The 16,734-nt window shown below is 43.6% G+C and carries 14 protein-coding genes and 1 pseudogene; all 15 read left to right on the forward strand.

The features are described from left to right. Positions 1 to 34 precede the first annotated feature (34 nt). The 15 genes and pseudogenes from groL to purF all read left to right on the forward strand — a co-directional run bounded on the left by groL (position 35) and on the right by purF (position 16,719). Positions 35 to 1,678, forward strand: a complete 1,644-nt coding sequence (gene groL, locus AC0L6V_RS04935) for a chaperonin GroEL (RefSeq protein WP_265217734.1) — start codon at positions 35 to 37, stop codon at positions 1,676 to 1,678. A 1,099-nt stretch (positions 1,679 to 2,777) separates the two neighbouring features. Continuing rightward, complete coding sequence (gene ltrA, locus AC0L6V_RS04940; protein ID WP_265217735.1) at positions 2,778 to 4,433, forward strand: group II intron reverse transcriptase/maturase; 1,656 nt, start codon at positions 2,778 to 2,780, stop codon at positions 4,431 to 4,433. A gap of 106 nt (positions 4,434 to 4,539) precedes the next feature. Continuing rightward, positions 4,540 to 4,986 carry a hypothetical protein gene (locus tag AC0L6V_RS04945; protein ID WP_265217736.1) on the forward strand — a complete coding sequence of 149 codons (447 nt, stop codon included), beginning with the start codon at positions 4,540 to 4,542 and terminating at the stop codon, positions 4,984 to 4,986. 236 nt (positions 4,987 to 5,222) lie between these two features. Next, positions 5,223 to 5,945 (forward strand): EAL domain-containing protein, encoded by a 723-nt coding sequence (locus AC0L6V_RS04950; RefSeq protein ID WP_409419466.1) that lies wholly within the window; start codon positions 5,223 to 5,225, stop codon positions 5,943 to 5,945. A gap of 144 nt (positions 5,946 to 6,089) precedes the next feature. Continuing rightward, positions 6,090 to 8,321, forward strand: coding sequence for a FimV/HubP family polar landmark protein (locus AC0L6V_RS04955; RefSeq protein WP_265217738.1), 2,232 nt, complete (start codon positions 6,090 to 6,092; stop codon positions 8,319 to 8,321). Next, positions 8,314 to 9,138 (forward strand): tRNA pseudouridine(38-40) synthase TruA, encoded by an 825-nt coding sequence (truA, locus tag AC0L6V_RS04960; protein ID WP_409419467.1) that lies wholly within the window; start codon positions 8,314 to 8,316, stop codon positions 9,136 to 9,138. The genes AC0L6V_RS04955 and truA overlap by 8 nt, the downstream gene beginning before the upstream one ends. Then, positions 9,122 to 9,740 (forward strand): annotated as a pseudogene (locus tag AC0L6V_RS04965) (phosphoribosylanthranilate isomerase). Before truA ends, AC0L6V_RS04965 begins: the two are co-directional and overlap by 17 nt. After that, on the forward strand, positions 9,721 to 10,944 hold the full coding sequence (trpB, locus tag AC0L6V_RS04970; protein WP_265217779.1) for a tryptophan synthase subunit beta: 1,224 nt from the start codon (positions 9,721 to 9,723) through the stop codon (positions 10,942 to 10,944). Before AC0L6V_RS04965 ends, trpB begins: the two are co-directional and overlap by 20 nt. Then, complete coding sequence (gene trpA / locus AC0L6V_RS04975; protein ID WP_265217740.1) at positions 10,941 to 11,747, forward strand: tryptophan synthase subunit alpha; 807 nt, start codon at positions 10,941 to 10,943, stop codon at positions 11,745 to 11,747. The genes trpB and trpA overlap by 4 nt, the downstream gene beginning before the upstream one ends. A gap of 32 nt (positions 11,748 to 11,779) precedes the next feature. Beyond that, positions 11,780 to 12,646, forward strand: coding sequence for an acetyl-CoA carboxylase, carboxyltransferase subunit beta (accD, locus tag AC0L6V_RS04980; RefSeq protein WP_265217741.1), 867 nt, complete (start codon positions 11,780 to 11,782; stop codon positions 12,644 to 12,646). A gap of 4 nt (positions 12,647 to 12,650) precedes the next feature. Further along, entirely contained in the window at positions 12,651 to 13,907 is a 1,257-nt protein-coding gene (folC, locus tag AC0L6V_RS04985) for a bifunctional tetrahydrofolate synthase/dihydrofolate synthase (protein WP_265217742.1), read from the forward strand. 3 nt (positions 13,908 to 13,910) lie between these two features. Then, entirely contained in the window at positions 13,911 to 14,525 is a 615-nt protein-coding gene (locus AC0L6V_RS04990) for an SPOR domain-containing protein (protein WP_265217743.1), read from the forward strand. A gap of 75 nt (positions 14,526 to 14,600) precedes the next feature. Further along, complete coding sequence (locus AC0L6V_RS04995) at positions 14,601 to 14,912, forward strand: CvpA family protein (protein ID WP_418138814.1); 312 nt, start codon at positions 14,601 to 14,603, stop codon at positions 14,910 to 14,912. Between the two features lie 13 nt (positions 14,913 to 14,925). Beyond that, on the forward strand, positions 14,926 to 15,135 hold the full coding sequence (locus AC0L6V_RS05000) for a hypothetical protein (RefSeq protein ID WP_418138815.1): 210 nt from the start codon (positions 14,926 to 14,928) through the stop codon (positions 15,133 to 15,135). Positions 15,136 to 15,210: 75 nt separating this feature from the next. Next, a complete protein-coding gene (gene purF, locus AC0L6V_RS05005) occupies positions 15,211 to 16,719 on the forward strand; it encodes an amidophosphoribosyltransferase (RefSeq protein ID WP_265217744.1) in 1,509 nt (502 codons plus the stop codon). Positions 16,720 to 16,734 lie beyond the last annotated feature (15 nt).

Consider the following 16,734-nt stretch of genomic DNA (forward strand, 5'->3'; position numbering starts at 1 on the left):
TTGTAACACTTAAAACAGTTTAAGGGTAATAAAAATGGCAGCTAAAGAAGTGAAATTTGGTGATGGCGCTCGTCAACAAATGTTGAAAGGCGTGAACATCCTAGCCGATGCGGTAAAAGTAACTTTGGGACCAAAAGGTCGTAATGTTGTAATTGAAAAATCATTTGGTGCTCCTCTAGTAACCAAAGATGGTGTGACCGTTGCGAAAGAAATCGAACTTGAAAACAAGTTTGAAAATATGGGTGCGCAAATGGTTAAAGAAGTAGCGTCTCAAGCAAACGATGTGGCGGGTGACGGTACAACGACTGCGACAGTATTGGCGCAAGCATTGGTTACAGAAGGTTTGAAATCTGTAGCGGCGGGTCGTAACCCAATGGATCTTAAACGCGGTATTGATAAGGCAGCCGCTGCGGTTGTTAAAGAGCTTGCAAGCTTGTCTACGCCATGTACTGATACTCGTGCTATTGAGCAAGTAGGTACGATTTCTGCTAACTCTGATTCTTCTGTGGGTAAAATCATTGCAGAAGCCATGGAGCGCGTTGGTAAAGAAGGCGTTATTACGGTTGAAGAAGGCTCAGGTTTTGATGACGAGCTTGCCGTTGTTGAAGGTATGCAATTTGATCGCGGCTACCTATCTCCTTACTTTATCAATAACCAAGAGACCATGAGTGCGGAGCTTGAAAACCCATTCATTCTATTGGTTGATAAGAAAATCACTAATATCCGTGAATTGCTTCCAGTATTAGAAGGCGTTGCCAAAGCATCTCGTCCTTTGCTAATTATTGCAGAAGACGTTGAAGGTGAAGCGTTGGCAACCTTGGTTGTGAATAGTATGCGTGGAATCGTTAAGGTTGCAGCGGCTAAAGCGCCTGGTTTTGGTGATCGTCGTAAAGCCATGCTTGAAGATATTGCGGTTCTTTCTGGTGCGACAGTGATTTCTGAAGAAGTCGGTTTGAGTCTTGATACCGCGACTTTAGAGCAGCTAGGTACGGCTAAACGTGTTACTTTGACCAAAGAAAGTACAACGATTGTTGACGGTGCGGGTAATGCTGCAAATATCACCAGCCGTGTTGATCAGATTCGCGCGGAAATCGCGAACTCTTCTTCTGACTATGATAAAGAGAAGCTTCAAGAGCGTGTTGCTAAATTGGCTGGCGGTGTTGCAGTTATCAAAATTGGTGCTGCCACTGAAGTTGCTATGAAAGAGAAGAAAGCACGTGTAGATGATGCGCTTCACGCGACACGCGCCGCCGTAGAGGAAGGTGTTGTTGCGGGTGGTGGTGTTGCATTGGTTCGCGCGTTGACGAAAGTGATTGGCCTTGTTGGTGACAACGAAGACCAAAACGTTGGTATTGCTTTGGCACTACGTGCGATGGAAGCGCCAATGCGTCAAATCGTAACAAACGCAGGCGATGAAGCTTCTGTGGTTGTGGATAAAGTGAAACAAGGTGAAGGTAACTACGGTTACAACGCAGCCACTGGCGAGTACGGTGATATGTTGGAAATGGGTATCCTAGATCCAGCAAAAGTAACACGTTCAGCGCTTCAAGCAGCGGCCTCTGTTGCTGGTCTAATGATCACAACCGAAGCTATGATTGCTGATTTGCCGAAAGACGACGCTGGCATGCCTGATATGGGTGGCATGGGCGGAATGGGTGGTATGGGCGGGATGATGTAGTGCGACGAGAGTCGCGGAGGTAGCTAGCCTCGCTGGGCTATAACGTCAGTGGATACTAACTTAGGTTGGTATTCATTCACCTTCCAGCAATAACTAGTATTATAGAAAATCCCGATGTTCGGGCGTTAAACCCCGAGCATCGGACTCTCTAATTGAGAGTAATAAGCACGGGCGTTTTTCGCCTATTGAAATAAAGTTCGCAAAGTGAACCCGAACTTATAAAAAACGATTTCAGTTGTATAGCTGGGTCATTTTCACAGAGGTGAGTTCCGATTCTATCGGTGTTCATCCATTTCAACGTTGTACTGAGGTAAGTCCGCTATTAAAACGGGATTTATTGAGGTAGACATCATCGTGTGTTTTCAATACTAAATCAGCTACCGATGTGCGTAAGCTGGTACTTTCATTGTCTCACCTGTTCCTCAGGTAGCGAGACCTAATATTCAGCTATTAGTAGCCTAAGGATAGTGCGTCACTGGTAACGGTGGGGTGCGAAGCTTCCTGATAATGTAACCCCCATCACGGGTATATTTCATCCGTGAGGGTGGGTATAGATTTCACGAGTAAGGCGTGAATGAGGTGCTAGGCTTATTGGTATGGTTAACGTAAGTGAACTGTTGATAAACACCGTCATCCGCATTGAGCTAAGCTTTACTATAAGGCTCAGACCAAAATGGTATGTGGTCGGTTTTACCCTTTACATCTGGGTAGACGCTGACATTAGACCACCGGTGGACAGACAGAACCTAAGCCAATAATGTGAAAGTATCGGAACTCGGTAAGCCCGTAACGTCGCCCACTGGGCAGGTGATCCGTAAGGTGATCTGTTGGTGTTGCGGGTAAAGGAGGATGGAAAAAGCGAATGCCAATCTGTAATGGGTTGGATAGAGGTTCGAACTTTGCCTCAGCCCGAAAGGGCGCAGACTTCCATCTGGTCTTTAATCGTGTGAAAACCTGTAAAGCTTTCTATTAAATAGAAAGTAGAGTCTTCGGGCTCTATAACCCATTGAACACCCACGAGGGGAAAGATTTATTTCCCCTCGTGGGGATAAATCCGTCTCCATCTTGTGGGTGCTCTTTAATCTAGGAGGACTGCAAGATGAGCAATTCATCAAATGAAGCGCCTGCGTCATCCCACTTTGCTAGCTCATGGCATGAGATCGACTGGGAAACCAGCCATCTCAAAGTGAGAGAGCTACAGGTTCGGATCGCGAAGGCAGCTAAAGAAAAGCAATGGCGAAAAGTGAAGCAGCTTCAACGTATGTTGGTGCATTCCTTTTCCGCCAAAGCAATCGCCATTAAACGTGTCACTGAAAACCGAGGTCGTAAGACAGCGGGGATCGACGGTGAGACTTGGGATTCCCCTAAAAGCAAATGGTCAGCTGTATCTCGTTTGCGTCAAAAAGGCTACAAACCGAAAGCGCTGCGTAGGGTGTATATACCAAAATCGAACGGCGAACGCCGTCCATTAGGTATACCTACTATGCTGGATCGGGCTATGCAGGCGTTATATCTGCTAGCACTGGAGCCTGTGACAGAAACGTGGGCAGACCGAAACTCGTATGGGTTTCGTCCATTACGTTCGGCAGCGGATGCGATTGAGCAATTGTTTGTCAATCTAAGTCGCAAGTCGTCCGCACAATGGGTGCTTGAGGGGGACATAAAAGCTTGTTTTGACAATATAAGCCATGACTGGTTGATCCAAAACGTCCCTCTGGACAGGCGGATCGTCAAGAAGTGGCTAAAGGCTGGCTATGTAGAGTCTGGTCAAATTCATAAAACCGAGGCTGGCACGCCACAGGGCGGAATCATTTCTCCGTTACTGGCTAACTGGGCGTTAGACGGTCTTGAAAGTGTTTTGGAATCCCATTTTGGGAAGAAGAACACAAAAGCATCGTATAAAACTAAGGTGAATTATGTGCGTTACGCAGATGATTTCATCATTACAGGAATATCCAAAGAGTTACTGGAAGAAAGAGTGAAGCCTGTGGTTGAGGCCTTTATGGCGGAACGTGGGTTAACGCTTTCTAAACAGAAAACACTCGTGACCCATATCGATGTGGGATTTGACTTCCTTGGTCAGAATATCAGGAAATACAGTGGCAAGTTTTTAAACAAACCATCGCGTAAAAACCTGAAAGCAGTACTGGCTAAGATAAAGGAGATATTTGTTCGTTTTAAAACGGCCCCCGCTTGGTTATTGATAGCGAAACTTAACCCGATTATTCGAGGTTGGGCTAACTATCATAGAGGTGGAGCAGCAAAAGAAACGTTCAAATATTTAGACTACCGTATCTGGAAAATGCTATGGCAATGGTGTAAACGCCGTCACTCCAATCGCCAAAAGAGATGGGTGGTTAAGAAATACTTCAAGACCTTTGATAAGCGGAATTGGGTGTTCTTTGGTCAATCTCCTGATAAAGGGGAAATGCACTTATTGTATGCAGCGGATACAAAAATAGTACGCCACCGCAAAATAGTGGCTGAAGCCAATCCCTATGACCCGAAAGATGAGTTGTATTTTGAGCAACGCTTGGAATATGTACTTCGTCAATCGGAGATGGGGATGCGCAAAGCCTTTACATTGTGGAAACGACAACAGCGCCGTTGTCCGAGTTGCAACCAACTGATAACGCCCGAAACAGGATGGAACACTCATCATGTGGTAGAGCGTCATAAGGGCGGAAGTGACAAACTGGACAACTTGGTGTTGTTACATCCCAATTGTCACAGGGCTATTCATTTAAAAGATTAATATATTTTATTAATGAATGTGTTTGGCGACAAGTATTCATGATCTTGATGCTCATTGGTGTTGGTTATATAATGAATACTACACAAACAGTAATGAGGCATAAGAGATGACACTATTACCACAGCATGTTGAAATTCTTAACAAATTAGCAGGTGATGCAACATTTGAAGGGACGAGAGAGCTTGGTGTAAAGTTTAAATACTTTAAAGAGCTTTTAGGGCAAGGATTGGTTAAAGGGATTGATGCTTGCTGTGGAGGGGATGATGATGTGTATTTGAATCCAGCTATTACTCTTTCAGGGCGAAGTGTTTTGCAAGAGCACCTCGGTACAAAGAAAATAAAGTATGGAGAATCCGATCAAGTGTATATGGAGGCTGGTAAGTTGGTTAGCTTTAATGTTAACTCGCCGACCCAAGCTGAAATTCATACGAAAGGAGGGACGGTGATTAACTTTCTAATCACGCCTAATAACGCGCCATCTATCTTCGTTGGTGATGATATAGTGGATTTTAATCTAACTATATTGGAACGCTCGGAATGGCCACTAAATTAAGAGTAGCTACCGGCCTAACTGTAGGCTTATAAAGGCTTGAGCTGTATGCGGGGAAACTCGCACGTACAGTTCTTAGGGGAGGGAGGCTCAGTAATGAGCTTCTCTTACCCGACATCTCTCTCTAACCTATTGATAAAAAAGAAAAACCTCGCTATTTGGCGGGGTTTTTTTTATAATTACTTCTTCTTGATAATGTGTATTGTTTTTATTTAATCTAATCTCTTAGGATTTGCTGAATGGATGGGTTGTCGCCACAGGTGTTGTTGGAGTTGGTTGAGTCTAAGCGTTTTGGCGTGGAGTATCAGCCAATTATAGAGTTGAAAACTGGGGATTTATTTGCCTATGAAGCGCTTTCTCGGTTTAAGGCGATGGATGGTACTTATATACGACCTGATTATGTTTACGCAGCATTACATGATAACCCGCTGCTGTTATTTCAAGTGGAGCTTGCTCAGAAAAAAATCCAGCTAGAAAGGCTTGTTTGTTCAGAAAAAATCTTTGTTAATTTGGATCAGGATGCGTTTTATGCGTGCGGACAAACCGCAGCAGGGAATCCTTTTGTTGATCTTATTTTGTCGGCTGGGCGAGATAAGGTTGTTGTTGAATTGATCGAAAACTCTGAAATGAGCGACGCTTTAATGAGCTTGTCGATGATTGAGGTGTTTAATGGTTTGGGGATTCGCACCGCTCTTGACGACTTGTGCAATCCTAAATCTATGTTGTCGGTTGCGGTTTTGCAATTGGTTGAATGGGTTAAACTGGATAAGTGTGTGCTTGAAAATCGAGGCGATATTAACTTTATGATGTTTGTGTCCAAAATAATTGATTTTGCCCATGCAACAGGTAAACAAGTGATATTGGAAGGTGTTGAGTTTGAAGAAGACCTGCTGTTTGCTCGATCTATTGGCGTAGATTTTGTGCAAGGGTTTTATTATAAGCCACTTTTTTTATGTCATTAGACTGAAAAGGCATTGCTTTTGATTTTTTTGATTTCTCATGTCTTTATGGCAAACCATTGATTCTAAAGCTATTGATAAATCGCCACCCGTGTAAGATACTTGTTAAGATATTTATCTCCATTATTTGCAAATAAAGGGAAGCTTATGCTCAGAAAAACCCTCATTAGTATTGCTATATCAGGCGCGTTTTTTGTGTCTAGCAGTTACGCATTGGAACTGGGCGAGTTGACCTCTCAATCAAATGTTAATGAACCTTACCGTGGTAAGATTGCATTATCAGATGTTGGGTCCTTAACAGACAACGATATATTGATTCGTTTAGGCAGCGAAAGTGAATTTCGGCAAGCGGGGTTTGCTCCGACGAGAGTGCTTTCTCAACTAAAGTTTGATGTGGTTCGTGAGAATAACAATCTTGTTGTGGCGGTATCATCTGATCAGCCATTACAGGTAGATGAGCTGCATTTTATATTGGCTGCTCGTTGGCCTAGCGGGCAAGTGGTTCGAGAATATCAAACACCATTAAATCAATCGGCATTGGTTAATAAGTCGCAGAATGAGGTGGTTCAGTCTGTTCCTGTTTCCAAAACGCCAACGAATTCCAAGATAGCTAAAGCTAATTCGTCTGGAACCGTTTTTCGCCAAGAAACGATAGCGGCAGCCAACATGCCTTCGAAAGGGAAAGTTAGTGTGGCGAAAGGGAATACGCTTTGGTCAATTGCTGGAGAAAATATTCCAGCAAATCAATTAACCATTTATCAAACTATGATGGCCATTCAGGCTCTTAACAAAGACGCTTTCTATTCTAATAATATTAATTTATTGAAAGAAGGAGTTGTTTTGCGTTTGCCGACCCAAGAGCAGGTGGCGCTGTTTAATCAAGCCGTCTCAAAAGAAGAGTTTCAGCGTCAACATGATGCTTGGATGGCATTGAAAGGTAATAAAAATCGATCTGCTGTCGATCAAGCGCAATTAAACACCCAAGCAAAAGCGAAAGCGGCTGCGAATGCGCCATCTAAAAATGGCGATAAACTCACTTTGGCGTCAGGGCAAAGTGCACTGCCAGAGCGTAATGCGGGTTCTAATGCAGGTTCCGATCAAAGCGCAAAACTTAGTGCGTTGCAAGGAGCCTTGTCAGCATCGCAGGAGATGCTCGATAAAGAGCAACGTGAGAAAGGTGAGTTGTCGAATAAGTTAGGCGATTTAAACACGCAGTTAGAAACACTGGAAAAATTAATTAGTTTAAAAGATCAGCAATTGGCAGATTTGCAACAGCAGTTTGCCAGCGCGCAGCAAACGCTTCAAGAGCAAAAAAATACGGTTGATCAATTGCTCGAAGCGGATCAAATTCGTAGAGAAAAAGAGCTAGCAGAAGCCGATTCCTTTGTTAATAAAATGTTCAGTAATCCTATAGTGGTTTCTATCGGTGCGGTTGTATTGCTCTTGCTTGGTTTCTTGATTGGTTTGGTGATGCGAAAAGCGGGAAGAAAGCAGGAGGAGCAAGATTCGTCAAAAAAGAATGAATTTGATCTTTCCAGCGCAGCCGTAGTTGCCCCTGTTGCTGCGGTTGCCGCTGCAGACTATTTAGCGGATGAGAAAGATAAGGTTGAAGAAAAGCAGGAGTGGCAAGAAGAAGACCCATTTGCTTTTGACTTTGACACGCCTGATCAAGATGATAAGACGGAAGATTTTAGTGCGTTTGCTGGCGATGAAATTGATTCTAATGATATTGCTGATCCAACGTTTGATGAAATGGATGACAGTGATGAGTTAGAAAGTGATTTAGAAGATACTTCAAGCGATGACATTGACGACATGTTTGCGTCATTTGATGAGAATGATGATTTGCCGGATCCCATCTTAGACTTGGAAGATGATTTAGATGATGAGTTAGAAGCGTTTACTGAAGAGGATATTCCGACTGTAACGCCAGACGTGAATGAATTGGAAACTAAAACAGATCAAAATGATGAGGCAGAAAGTGAGGAAGAGTCTTTCGTTTCTAGTTTGCTGAATGATGTTGATCAAGAAGATGTGGATGAAGCTGCGATTTTTAATGGTACCCCGAACGATTCTTTAGCCAACTCTATCGAGGAGACATTGGCAGAAGCGCAGCAAGAAGATGATTCTGAGTTTCCAGCATTTGGCGAAGCAGAAGCCGCTGAAGATGAAGAGATAAATGATGATGAAGAAGAGTTTGACTTCTTTGATGCCAGTGGTGATGAAGTCGCTACAAAGCTTGATTTAGCAAGAGCTTATATGGACATGGGTGATGAAGAGGGTGCTCGCGTTATTTTGGATGATGTTATTGAGTCAGGAAATGAAAAACAAATTGCCGAGGCGCAAAATATGATGGAGCGTATGTTCCCAAGTGACTAAAAAAGTTGTACTGGTTGTTGAATATGATGGCTCTGATTACAAGGGCTGGCAGGCACAAAAATTTGGTGTTCCCAGCGTTCAAGAAAATATAGAAAAAGCCTTGTCCGTGATAGCAAACCACCCTGTTAAGGTGGTTTGTGCTGGTCGAACGGACGCTGGTGTTCATGCTAGTGCTCAGGTTGTTCATTTTGAAACGGATGTTGAACGAAGTGAGCGGTCTTGGACAATAGGGGTGAATACTTATCTTCCTGATACTATTGCTGTAGTTGCTGCGCGTTATGTGTCGGATGATTTTCATGCTCGCTTTAGTGCTTTGAGCCGCCGTTATCGATATGTTATTTACTCGTCTGATTTTTGCCCGGCAACATTGTCGAAAGGCGTCACTTGGACTCATAAGGTGTTAGATGTGGCGGCGATGCAAAACGCCGCCAAAGCCTTTTTGGGTACCCATGATTTTTCATCTTTCCGTGCTATTGGTTGTCAAGCAAAAACACCTTTTCGAACCGTATTGAATTTTGAAGTGCATCAATTAGGACAATATATTGTTTTGGATGTGAGAGCGAATGCTTTTTTACATCATATGATTCGTAATTTTGCTGGTGTGTTGATGTCGATTGGATCTGGTGAAAAGCCAATCTCTTGGGCGAAAGAGACGCTGGATGCGAAAGATCGAACCAAAGGTGGAATTACTGCATCGCCGTTTGGGCTGTACTTTGTTGATGCCCAATACCCCGAAATCTTTAATATACCTAAAAGACCTTTAGGTCCTCATTTTTTACCTTATGTAGACGAGCCATCCTATGAGTTGCCGAGTTAAAATTTGCGGAATAACGAATGCAGAAGATGCTTTGATGGCATGTCTATACGGTGCAGATGCATTGGGTTTTGTTTTTTATGAAAAGAGCCTCAAGGTATGTCTCACCAGAATTGGCGAATGACATCGTATCGCAGTTGCCTCCATTTGTGACTCCTGTTGCTTTGTTTGTTGATGCCGATTCGGCATTAATTGATTCTGTTCTAAAAGGCAGTAGCCGCTGGCTTATTCAGTTTCATGGTAATGAGTCTGAACCTGAATGCCTGTTATATCAGCGCCCCTACATAAAGGCGTTAAGAGTAAAGCAAGGTGATGATGTGGCCGCATTAGTGGACAGTTATCCAAGCGCAAGTGCTATGTTGTTAGACGCATACAAAGAGGGTGTCCCTGGAGGTACTGGGGAACGGTTTGATTGGTCTATTATTCCTGCACGTTTATCTAAGCCTATTATTTTGGCAGGTGGTTTAACTCCAAGTAATGTAAAACAGGCAATACATCAAGTCAGTCCTTACGCTGTCGATGTAAGTGGTGGTGTTGAGTTGGCTAAAGGCATTAAAAGTGAGCCTAAAGTTCAAGAATTTATTAATGGAGCAAAATGTGGATAGCAAAGACATCAATTTAGATTTACCGGACTCTCATGGTCGTTTTGGTCCTTATGGTGGTACTTTTGTCTCTGAAACGCTCATGTCTGCTTTGGATGACTTGGCGCGAATGTATGAGCGTTTGTCTAAAGATAGTGACTTTCAGGCCGCATTCGATTATGACTTGGCGCATTATGTTGGGCGTCCATCACCGCTTTATTTTGCCGAGCGTTTAACGAAAAAAGCGGGCGGGGCCAAAATTTATTTAAAACGCGAAGACTTGAATCATACTGGCGCCCATAAAATCAATAATACGATCGGTCAGGCTTTGCTCGCCAAGCACATGGGTAAGCCAAATATTATTGCTGAAACAGGGGCGGGTCAGCATGGGGTTGCATCAGCAACTGTTGCCGCTCGTTTGGGATTAAAGTGCAAGGTCTTTATGGGGGCTGAAGACATTCGTCGCCAGTCACTCAATGTATACCGCATGAAGTTGTTGGGTGCTGAGGTAGTTTCTGTTGAATCAGGCACAAAAACACTAAAAGATGCGCTAAACGAAGCCATGCGCCATTGGGTCAGTCATGTAGATGATACCTTTTATATAATTGGAACGGCGGCAGGTCCTCATCCCTATCCTAAATTGGTTCGAGACTTCCAGTCTATTATTGGCCGTGAAACCAAGGCGCAATGTTTAGCTCAAGAGGGGCGTTTACCAGATGCCTTGGTCGCTTGCGTTGGTGGTGGCTCAAATGCAATTGGTATGTTCCATCCTTTTATTAAAGACGAAAGCGTTGCCATGTATGGTGTTGAGGCGGGTGGTGACGGCATTGAAACAGGTCGTCATGCCGCGCCTTTAAGTGCAGGCCGTCCCGGTGTTCTTCATGGTAATCGTACCTATGTAATGGCTGATGATGATGGCCAGATTATTGGTACCCACTCTATTTCTGCTGGGCTGGATTACCCAGGTGTTGGGCCTGAGCATGCATGGTTAAAAGACATAGGCCGCGCTAATTATGTAGCCATTAATGATGACGAGGCAATGGATGGGTTCCGTGATCTTACCCGTTTAGAGGGCATTATGCCGGCATTGGAATCGAGCCACGCGGTCGCTTATGGTATGAAGTTGGCTTCAACCATGGATAAAGATAAAATCGTGGTGATTAATTTGTCTGGTCGAGGTGATAAAGACATTCTCACGGTGGCAGAATTGGATGGGATTGAAGTATGAGTCGCATTAAACAATGTTTTGATAATTTAGAAAAATCTGGTAAAAAGGCGCTCATTCCGTATATTACCGCTGGCGACCCTAGTCCAGACTATACTGTTGATTTAATGAATGCTTTGGTAAATGCCGGAGCGGACGTGATCGAGATTGGAATGCCTTTCTCTGATCCAATGGCTGACGGTCCTGTTATACAGCTGGCTTGTGAGCGTAGTTTAGCGGCGGGTACTAGTGTTAAAAAAGTGCTGCAAATCATCACTGAATTTAGGCAAGGCAATAAAGAGACACCGATTGTTTTGATGGGCTATTTAAATCCCATCGAATTTTTTGGTTATCAAGCTTTTTCTGATTCGGCAAAAGAAGCAGGCGTTGATGGTGTTTTATTAGTAGATCTGACTCCTGAAGAGGCGACAGATGTAGTAGAATGCTTCCGAGAAAATGAGATAGATCTTATTTATTTGCTGGCACCTACAACAACACCTGAGCGCGCAAAGAAAATTTGTGATTTAGCGTCGGGTTATGTGTATTACGTTTCTGTAAAAGGTGTGACTGGTTCCGCAGAGCTGGATGTTGATAGTGTTAAAAAACATGTCGATTCGCTGCGTGAAATCACCACCTTACCTATTGGTGTTGGTTTTGGTATACGCGATGCAAAAACAGCGACGGCAGTAAGTAAATGTGCTGATGGTGTTATTGTGGGTAGTGTATTAGTGAATGCTATCGCTGCAAATAAAGATCATCAAAAAGAATATATAGCTGATGCCTTAGAGGCTATTTTGGCGCCTATGCGCAAAGAAATGGATGCTTAAAGCGACAGCAAACGAGAAATTTGGAGAAATAAATGAGTAGCTGGTTAGATAAATTTGTCCCTTCCATTGTGCGCAGCGAATCAAAGCGTAGTGCCGGTTCTGTGCCTGAGGGTCTTTGGAAGAAGTGCCCTAAATGCGAAAATGTTTTATATCGCCCAGAATTAGAAAAGAACTTAGATGTTTGTCCTAAATGTAATCACCATCTTCGTATTAGTGCTCGCCGTCGCTTGGACATCTTTTTGGACAAAGAAGGTCGTCATGAGATTGGTGCACATCTTGAGCCTGAAGATAAATTAAAGTTTAAAGATTCTAAACGCTACAAAGATCGTTTGGCAGATGCACAAAAAGCCACTGGTGAAAAAGATGCCTTGGTTGCAATGCAAGGCGCTTTGAACGGCATGCCTATTGTTGTTGTGGCGTTCGAGTTTAGTTTCTTAGGTGGCTCTATGGGGGCCATTGTTGGTGAACGTTTTGTACAAGCCGTGAACGTTTGCTTGGAGAAACGTATTCCTCTAGTTTGTTTTTCTGCCAGTGGTGGTGCGCGTATGCAAGAAGCACTGATTTCCCTGATGCAAATGGCGAAAACAAGCGCGGCTTTAGAGCGCATGAAACAAGAAGGCATTCCTTATATTTCAGTTATGACGGATCCTGTGTTTGGTGGTGTATCGGCGTCCCTTGCGATGCTTGGCGATTTGAATGTTGCTGAACCTAATGCTTTGATTGGTTTCGCAGGTCCGCGCGTTATAGAGCAAACGGTTCGTGAGAAATTGCCAGAAGGTTTTCAGCGAAGTGAGTTCTTACTGGATAAGGGCGCGCTAGATATGATCATTAAGCGTGATGAAATGCGTTCTCGACTGCATAATATTTTATCTTTGCTTACTGCCAATAAGGTTGCGTAATTAAATGACGCATACGTCATTAGCGAGTTGGCTTTCATACATTGAGAGCCAACATCCCTCTGAGATAGAGTTAGGTTTAGACAGAGGCAATCTGGTTTTATCTAGATTGCATTTGTCTCGGCCAAAACAAAAAGTCATCACGGTGGCAGGAACCAACGGAAAAGGTTCTACTTGTGCCATGTTGACACAATATCTTTGCTCACAAGGCCATACGGTCGGTACTTACACATCCCCACATTTTCTTGCTTTTAACGAGCGTATTGCGCTCAATAATACGTCTTGTGACGATGCATTTATTTGCCGTGCGTTTGAAGTGGTTGAAGCGGCTCGTGAAAATATACCCTTGACGTATTTCGAGTTCAGCACTTTGGCAGCCTTATGGATTTTTGATCAATCAGGGTTAGATTATTGGGTACTGGAAGTCGGTTTAGGCGGGCGTTTAGATTCCGTCAATATGGTCGATACCGATGTGGCGGTTGTTACCTCAATTGCATTGGATCATATGGACTGGCTAGGCGATAATCTTGAAGTTATAGCTCGGGAAAAAACCGGCATTGCCAGAAAAGATAAGCTTTTAATTAGTGGGGTTGTTAACCCACCTGAAGCTATTGCCGCCACTGCAGCAGACATTGGGGCATGCCTAAAACAGAAAAATATCGATTTTAGTTTTCAGCGCTTGTCTGATAAATGGTCATGGTCTGGTCATGGCCTGCAATATGAAAATTTACCAATACCTTCTTTGCCTTTGCAAAATGCGGCTACGGTGATTGCTGTGTTAGTTTATATGGGGGTGATTCCCACTTCGGCTGATTTGGTAACATTATTTAGCACAGCTCAATTAACGGGGCGTTTTCAGCGGGTAGCTTCATCACCTGATGTCTATATTGATGTGGCACATAATCCAGAAGCCGCTATTGAACTTGCTCAACGTGTTAGCTTTTTTGCAACTAAACCCATTGCGGTTTGTGGCATGTTGAAAGACAAAGATATTGCCAGCGTGGTGTCGCATCTTTCGAGTTCCTTTTCTGACTGGTTTTGCTGTGATTTAGGTGGGCCAAGGGGCGCGAAAGCTCAAGAGTTGATGAAAAACATTGCATTGTATGCGCCAAGCCTTTCTTCACACATGTATGCTTTTCCTTCCGTTAAAGAGGCTTTTGATGCCGCGGTATTAAAAGCCAAAGAAGAACAGCGTGCGCTGATTGTGTTTGGTTCCTTCGTCACGGTTTCAGACTATTTGGCTCTAAGCCAAACAAAAGAGTAATTTATGATAGATAAAACGATAACCTATAGGCTGATTGGTGCTGGCATTATGGTCTTGTCTGCCGCCATTATTTTGCCTTTAATTTTAGATGGTGAGCGTCCTGCTGAGCTTGATGTTCAAGTCCAGGTCACAACGCCTCCTGCATTTCAACCGTTAGAAATTGCTTCTGTTCAGCCTGTGGAGCGTTTGCCAGTGGAGCCTTTTGTAGAAGAAGAGGGCGCCGTTGACGATATTCAATTGATTCCTGTACCACAACCTGCGAACGACGTCGAAGTGCCTGATAACGTGTCATCCACAACAGTGGCTCCTCAAACAACGCCGAAAACTACACCTCAAGTTAAGCCAGAAGTAAAAGCGCCAGTTGAGAATGTTGCTGCGTCAGCGGTGGCTGATCGTTGGACATTACAGATTGCGACTTTTAAGAGCAAAGATAATGCCGTTCGTTTGGTTGAAAAGCTAAAAGAAGGCAATTATGCCGCCTACAGTTTAACGACAAATTCACTATACAAAGTGTATGTTGGTCCTGAGTTTAAGCGTGAGACCGCTGAAAAAATGCGTGAAGAAATTAAACAGAAATTTAGTTTAACGGGATTTGTTACAAAATATTCTGTGAATTGACATGTGGTCTGGGTGCTCAGTATTTTGAATGCCTAGGTCATCTGTTACACTGCGCAGCGAATTTTAGAGGTGCTCATGGAGCAAGTAAGTTCAATAACAACCATTGATTGGCTGATCATTGCTGTGGTGATTCTTTCGACCCTTTTGAGTTTAAAAAGGGGGTTTGTAAAAGAAGTGTTGTCCTTGTTAACGTGGGTTATCGCTTTTGTAGTCGCAGTAAAGTTTTCCAACCAAATGCAAGTGCTTCTGGTTGAACAAGTGCAAAATGATCAAATTCGCTACATAGTGGCATTTATAACCTTATTTATTGCCACCCTGATAGTAGGCGCTTTAGTGAGTTTTTTGCTGAGGCTCTTTGATTCAAGTTACGGGCTTATCGAGCACTGATAGGGTGCTTGGTATGTTGTTCGGTTTTGCTCGCGGTAGTTTGATTGTTATCGCTTTTGTTGCCTTATTAAGCTTGATCTCAGCTATTGAGCAAAGTGAATTTTGGAAAACATCACAATTGATTCCTCAATTGAGTCAGTTGAATGAATGGACGCGAGATATGGTAGGCAAGAGTTCGAATCTGATGGATTCGGCTCTCATTGACCGCGCCCTTGGTAACTAGCTGTTGTTTTACAGCGAATTAGATAAAGAACCTTTACGGTGTTTACCGTAATTCCCCAACACGAGGATCTAGAACATGTGTGGTATCGTTGGTGTCGTAGGCACGTCTGTGGTTAACCAAGCTATTTTTGATGCGTTAACCCTTCTTCAGCATCGTGGGCAAGATGCTGCGGGTATGGTGACTAGCCATAATGGACGACTTTGTTTGCGTAAAGACAATGGTCCGGTGAGTGAGGTATTCCGCACTCGTCATATGAAAAAACTACACGGTAACATAGGTATAGGCCATGTCCGGTATCCAACCGCAGGCACTTCTAGCTCAGCAGAAGCACAACCTTTTTATGTTAACTCACCTTATGGCATTTCTCTTGCGCACAATGGTAATCTAACCAATACCGAAAAATTGAAACAAGAGGTGTTTGAATCGGATTTGCGCCATATTAACACCACGTCTGATTCAGAAGTGTTAGTGAATGTGTTGGCGCACGAGCTTCATGAAGAAGGTAAGTTAATACCAACGCCAGAAGATATATTTAATGCTTTAGAGCGTGTTTATAAGCGTATCGAAGGTGGCTATGCCGTCGTGACTTTGATAACTGGTTATGGCATTTTGGCCTTTCGTGATCCTGATGGGATTCGTCCACTGATCTATGGCTCTCGTCAAACGGAAGCCGGCGTTGAGTACATGGTGGCTTCTGAGAGTGTTGCACTTGATGCGGCTGGTTTTAAAATTGAGCGTGATATTCAGCCGGGTGAAGCGATTTTCTTCGATTTGAAACACAACGTGCATGTTCGTCAATGTACACCTAAAAAAGCCGCTCGTCCTTGTTTGTTTGAGTATGTGTATTTTGCGCGTCCGGATACGGTTATTGATAGTATTTCTGTCTATAAAGCGCGTATTAACATGGGCGATCGTCTTGCGGCTAAGATTCAGCGCGAATGGAAAGATCATGATATTGATGTCGTCATTCCAATTCCCGATACAAGTCGTACCGCTGCTTTACAAATCGCTCAGGCGCTAAACATTCCGTTTCGTGAGGGGTTGGTTAAAAATCGCTATATTGGTCGTACGTTTATCATGCCAGGACAAGCTGTCCGTAAGAAGTCTGTCCGTCAGAAATTAAATCCGGTTCCTTTTGAATTTAAAGACAAAACTGTTTTGCTTGTTGATGATTCCATTGTGCGCGGTACGACGAGTAAGGAAATCATTGAAATGGCAAGGGAAGCTGGCGCGAAGAAGGTGTATATCGCTTCCGCGGCTCCGGAAGTTCGTTATCCGAATGTATACGGCATTGATATGCCTGCTGCGAAAGAACTGATTGCGCATAATCGTAACGTGGATGAAATTTGTGAATTGATTGGCGCTGATAAGCTTATTTTCCAAGATCTGCAAGATTTGATCGATGCGTGTATTGATGAAAAACATTCGGATGTGCGTGAATTTGACACATCAGTTTTTGACGGTAAATACATTACAGGTAATATTGATGCGGCCTATTTGGCCAGTATTGAAGGCGCCCGCAATGATTTAAATAAAGCGTCTGTTGAAGATCAAGAAGCGAGTGATATGATGCACCCTATGTAATTTGGGCAGTATCTT

This window comes from Marinomonas sp. G8-14 (assembly GCF_055808935.1).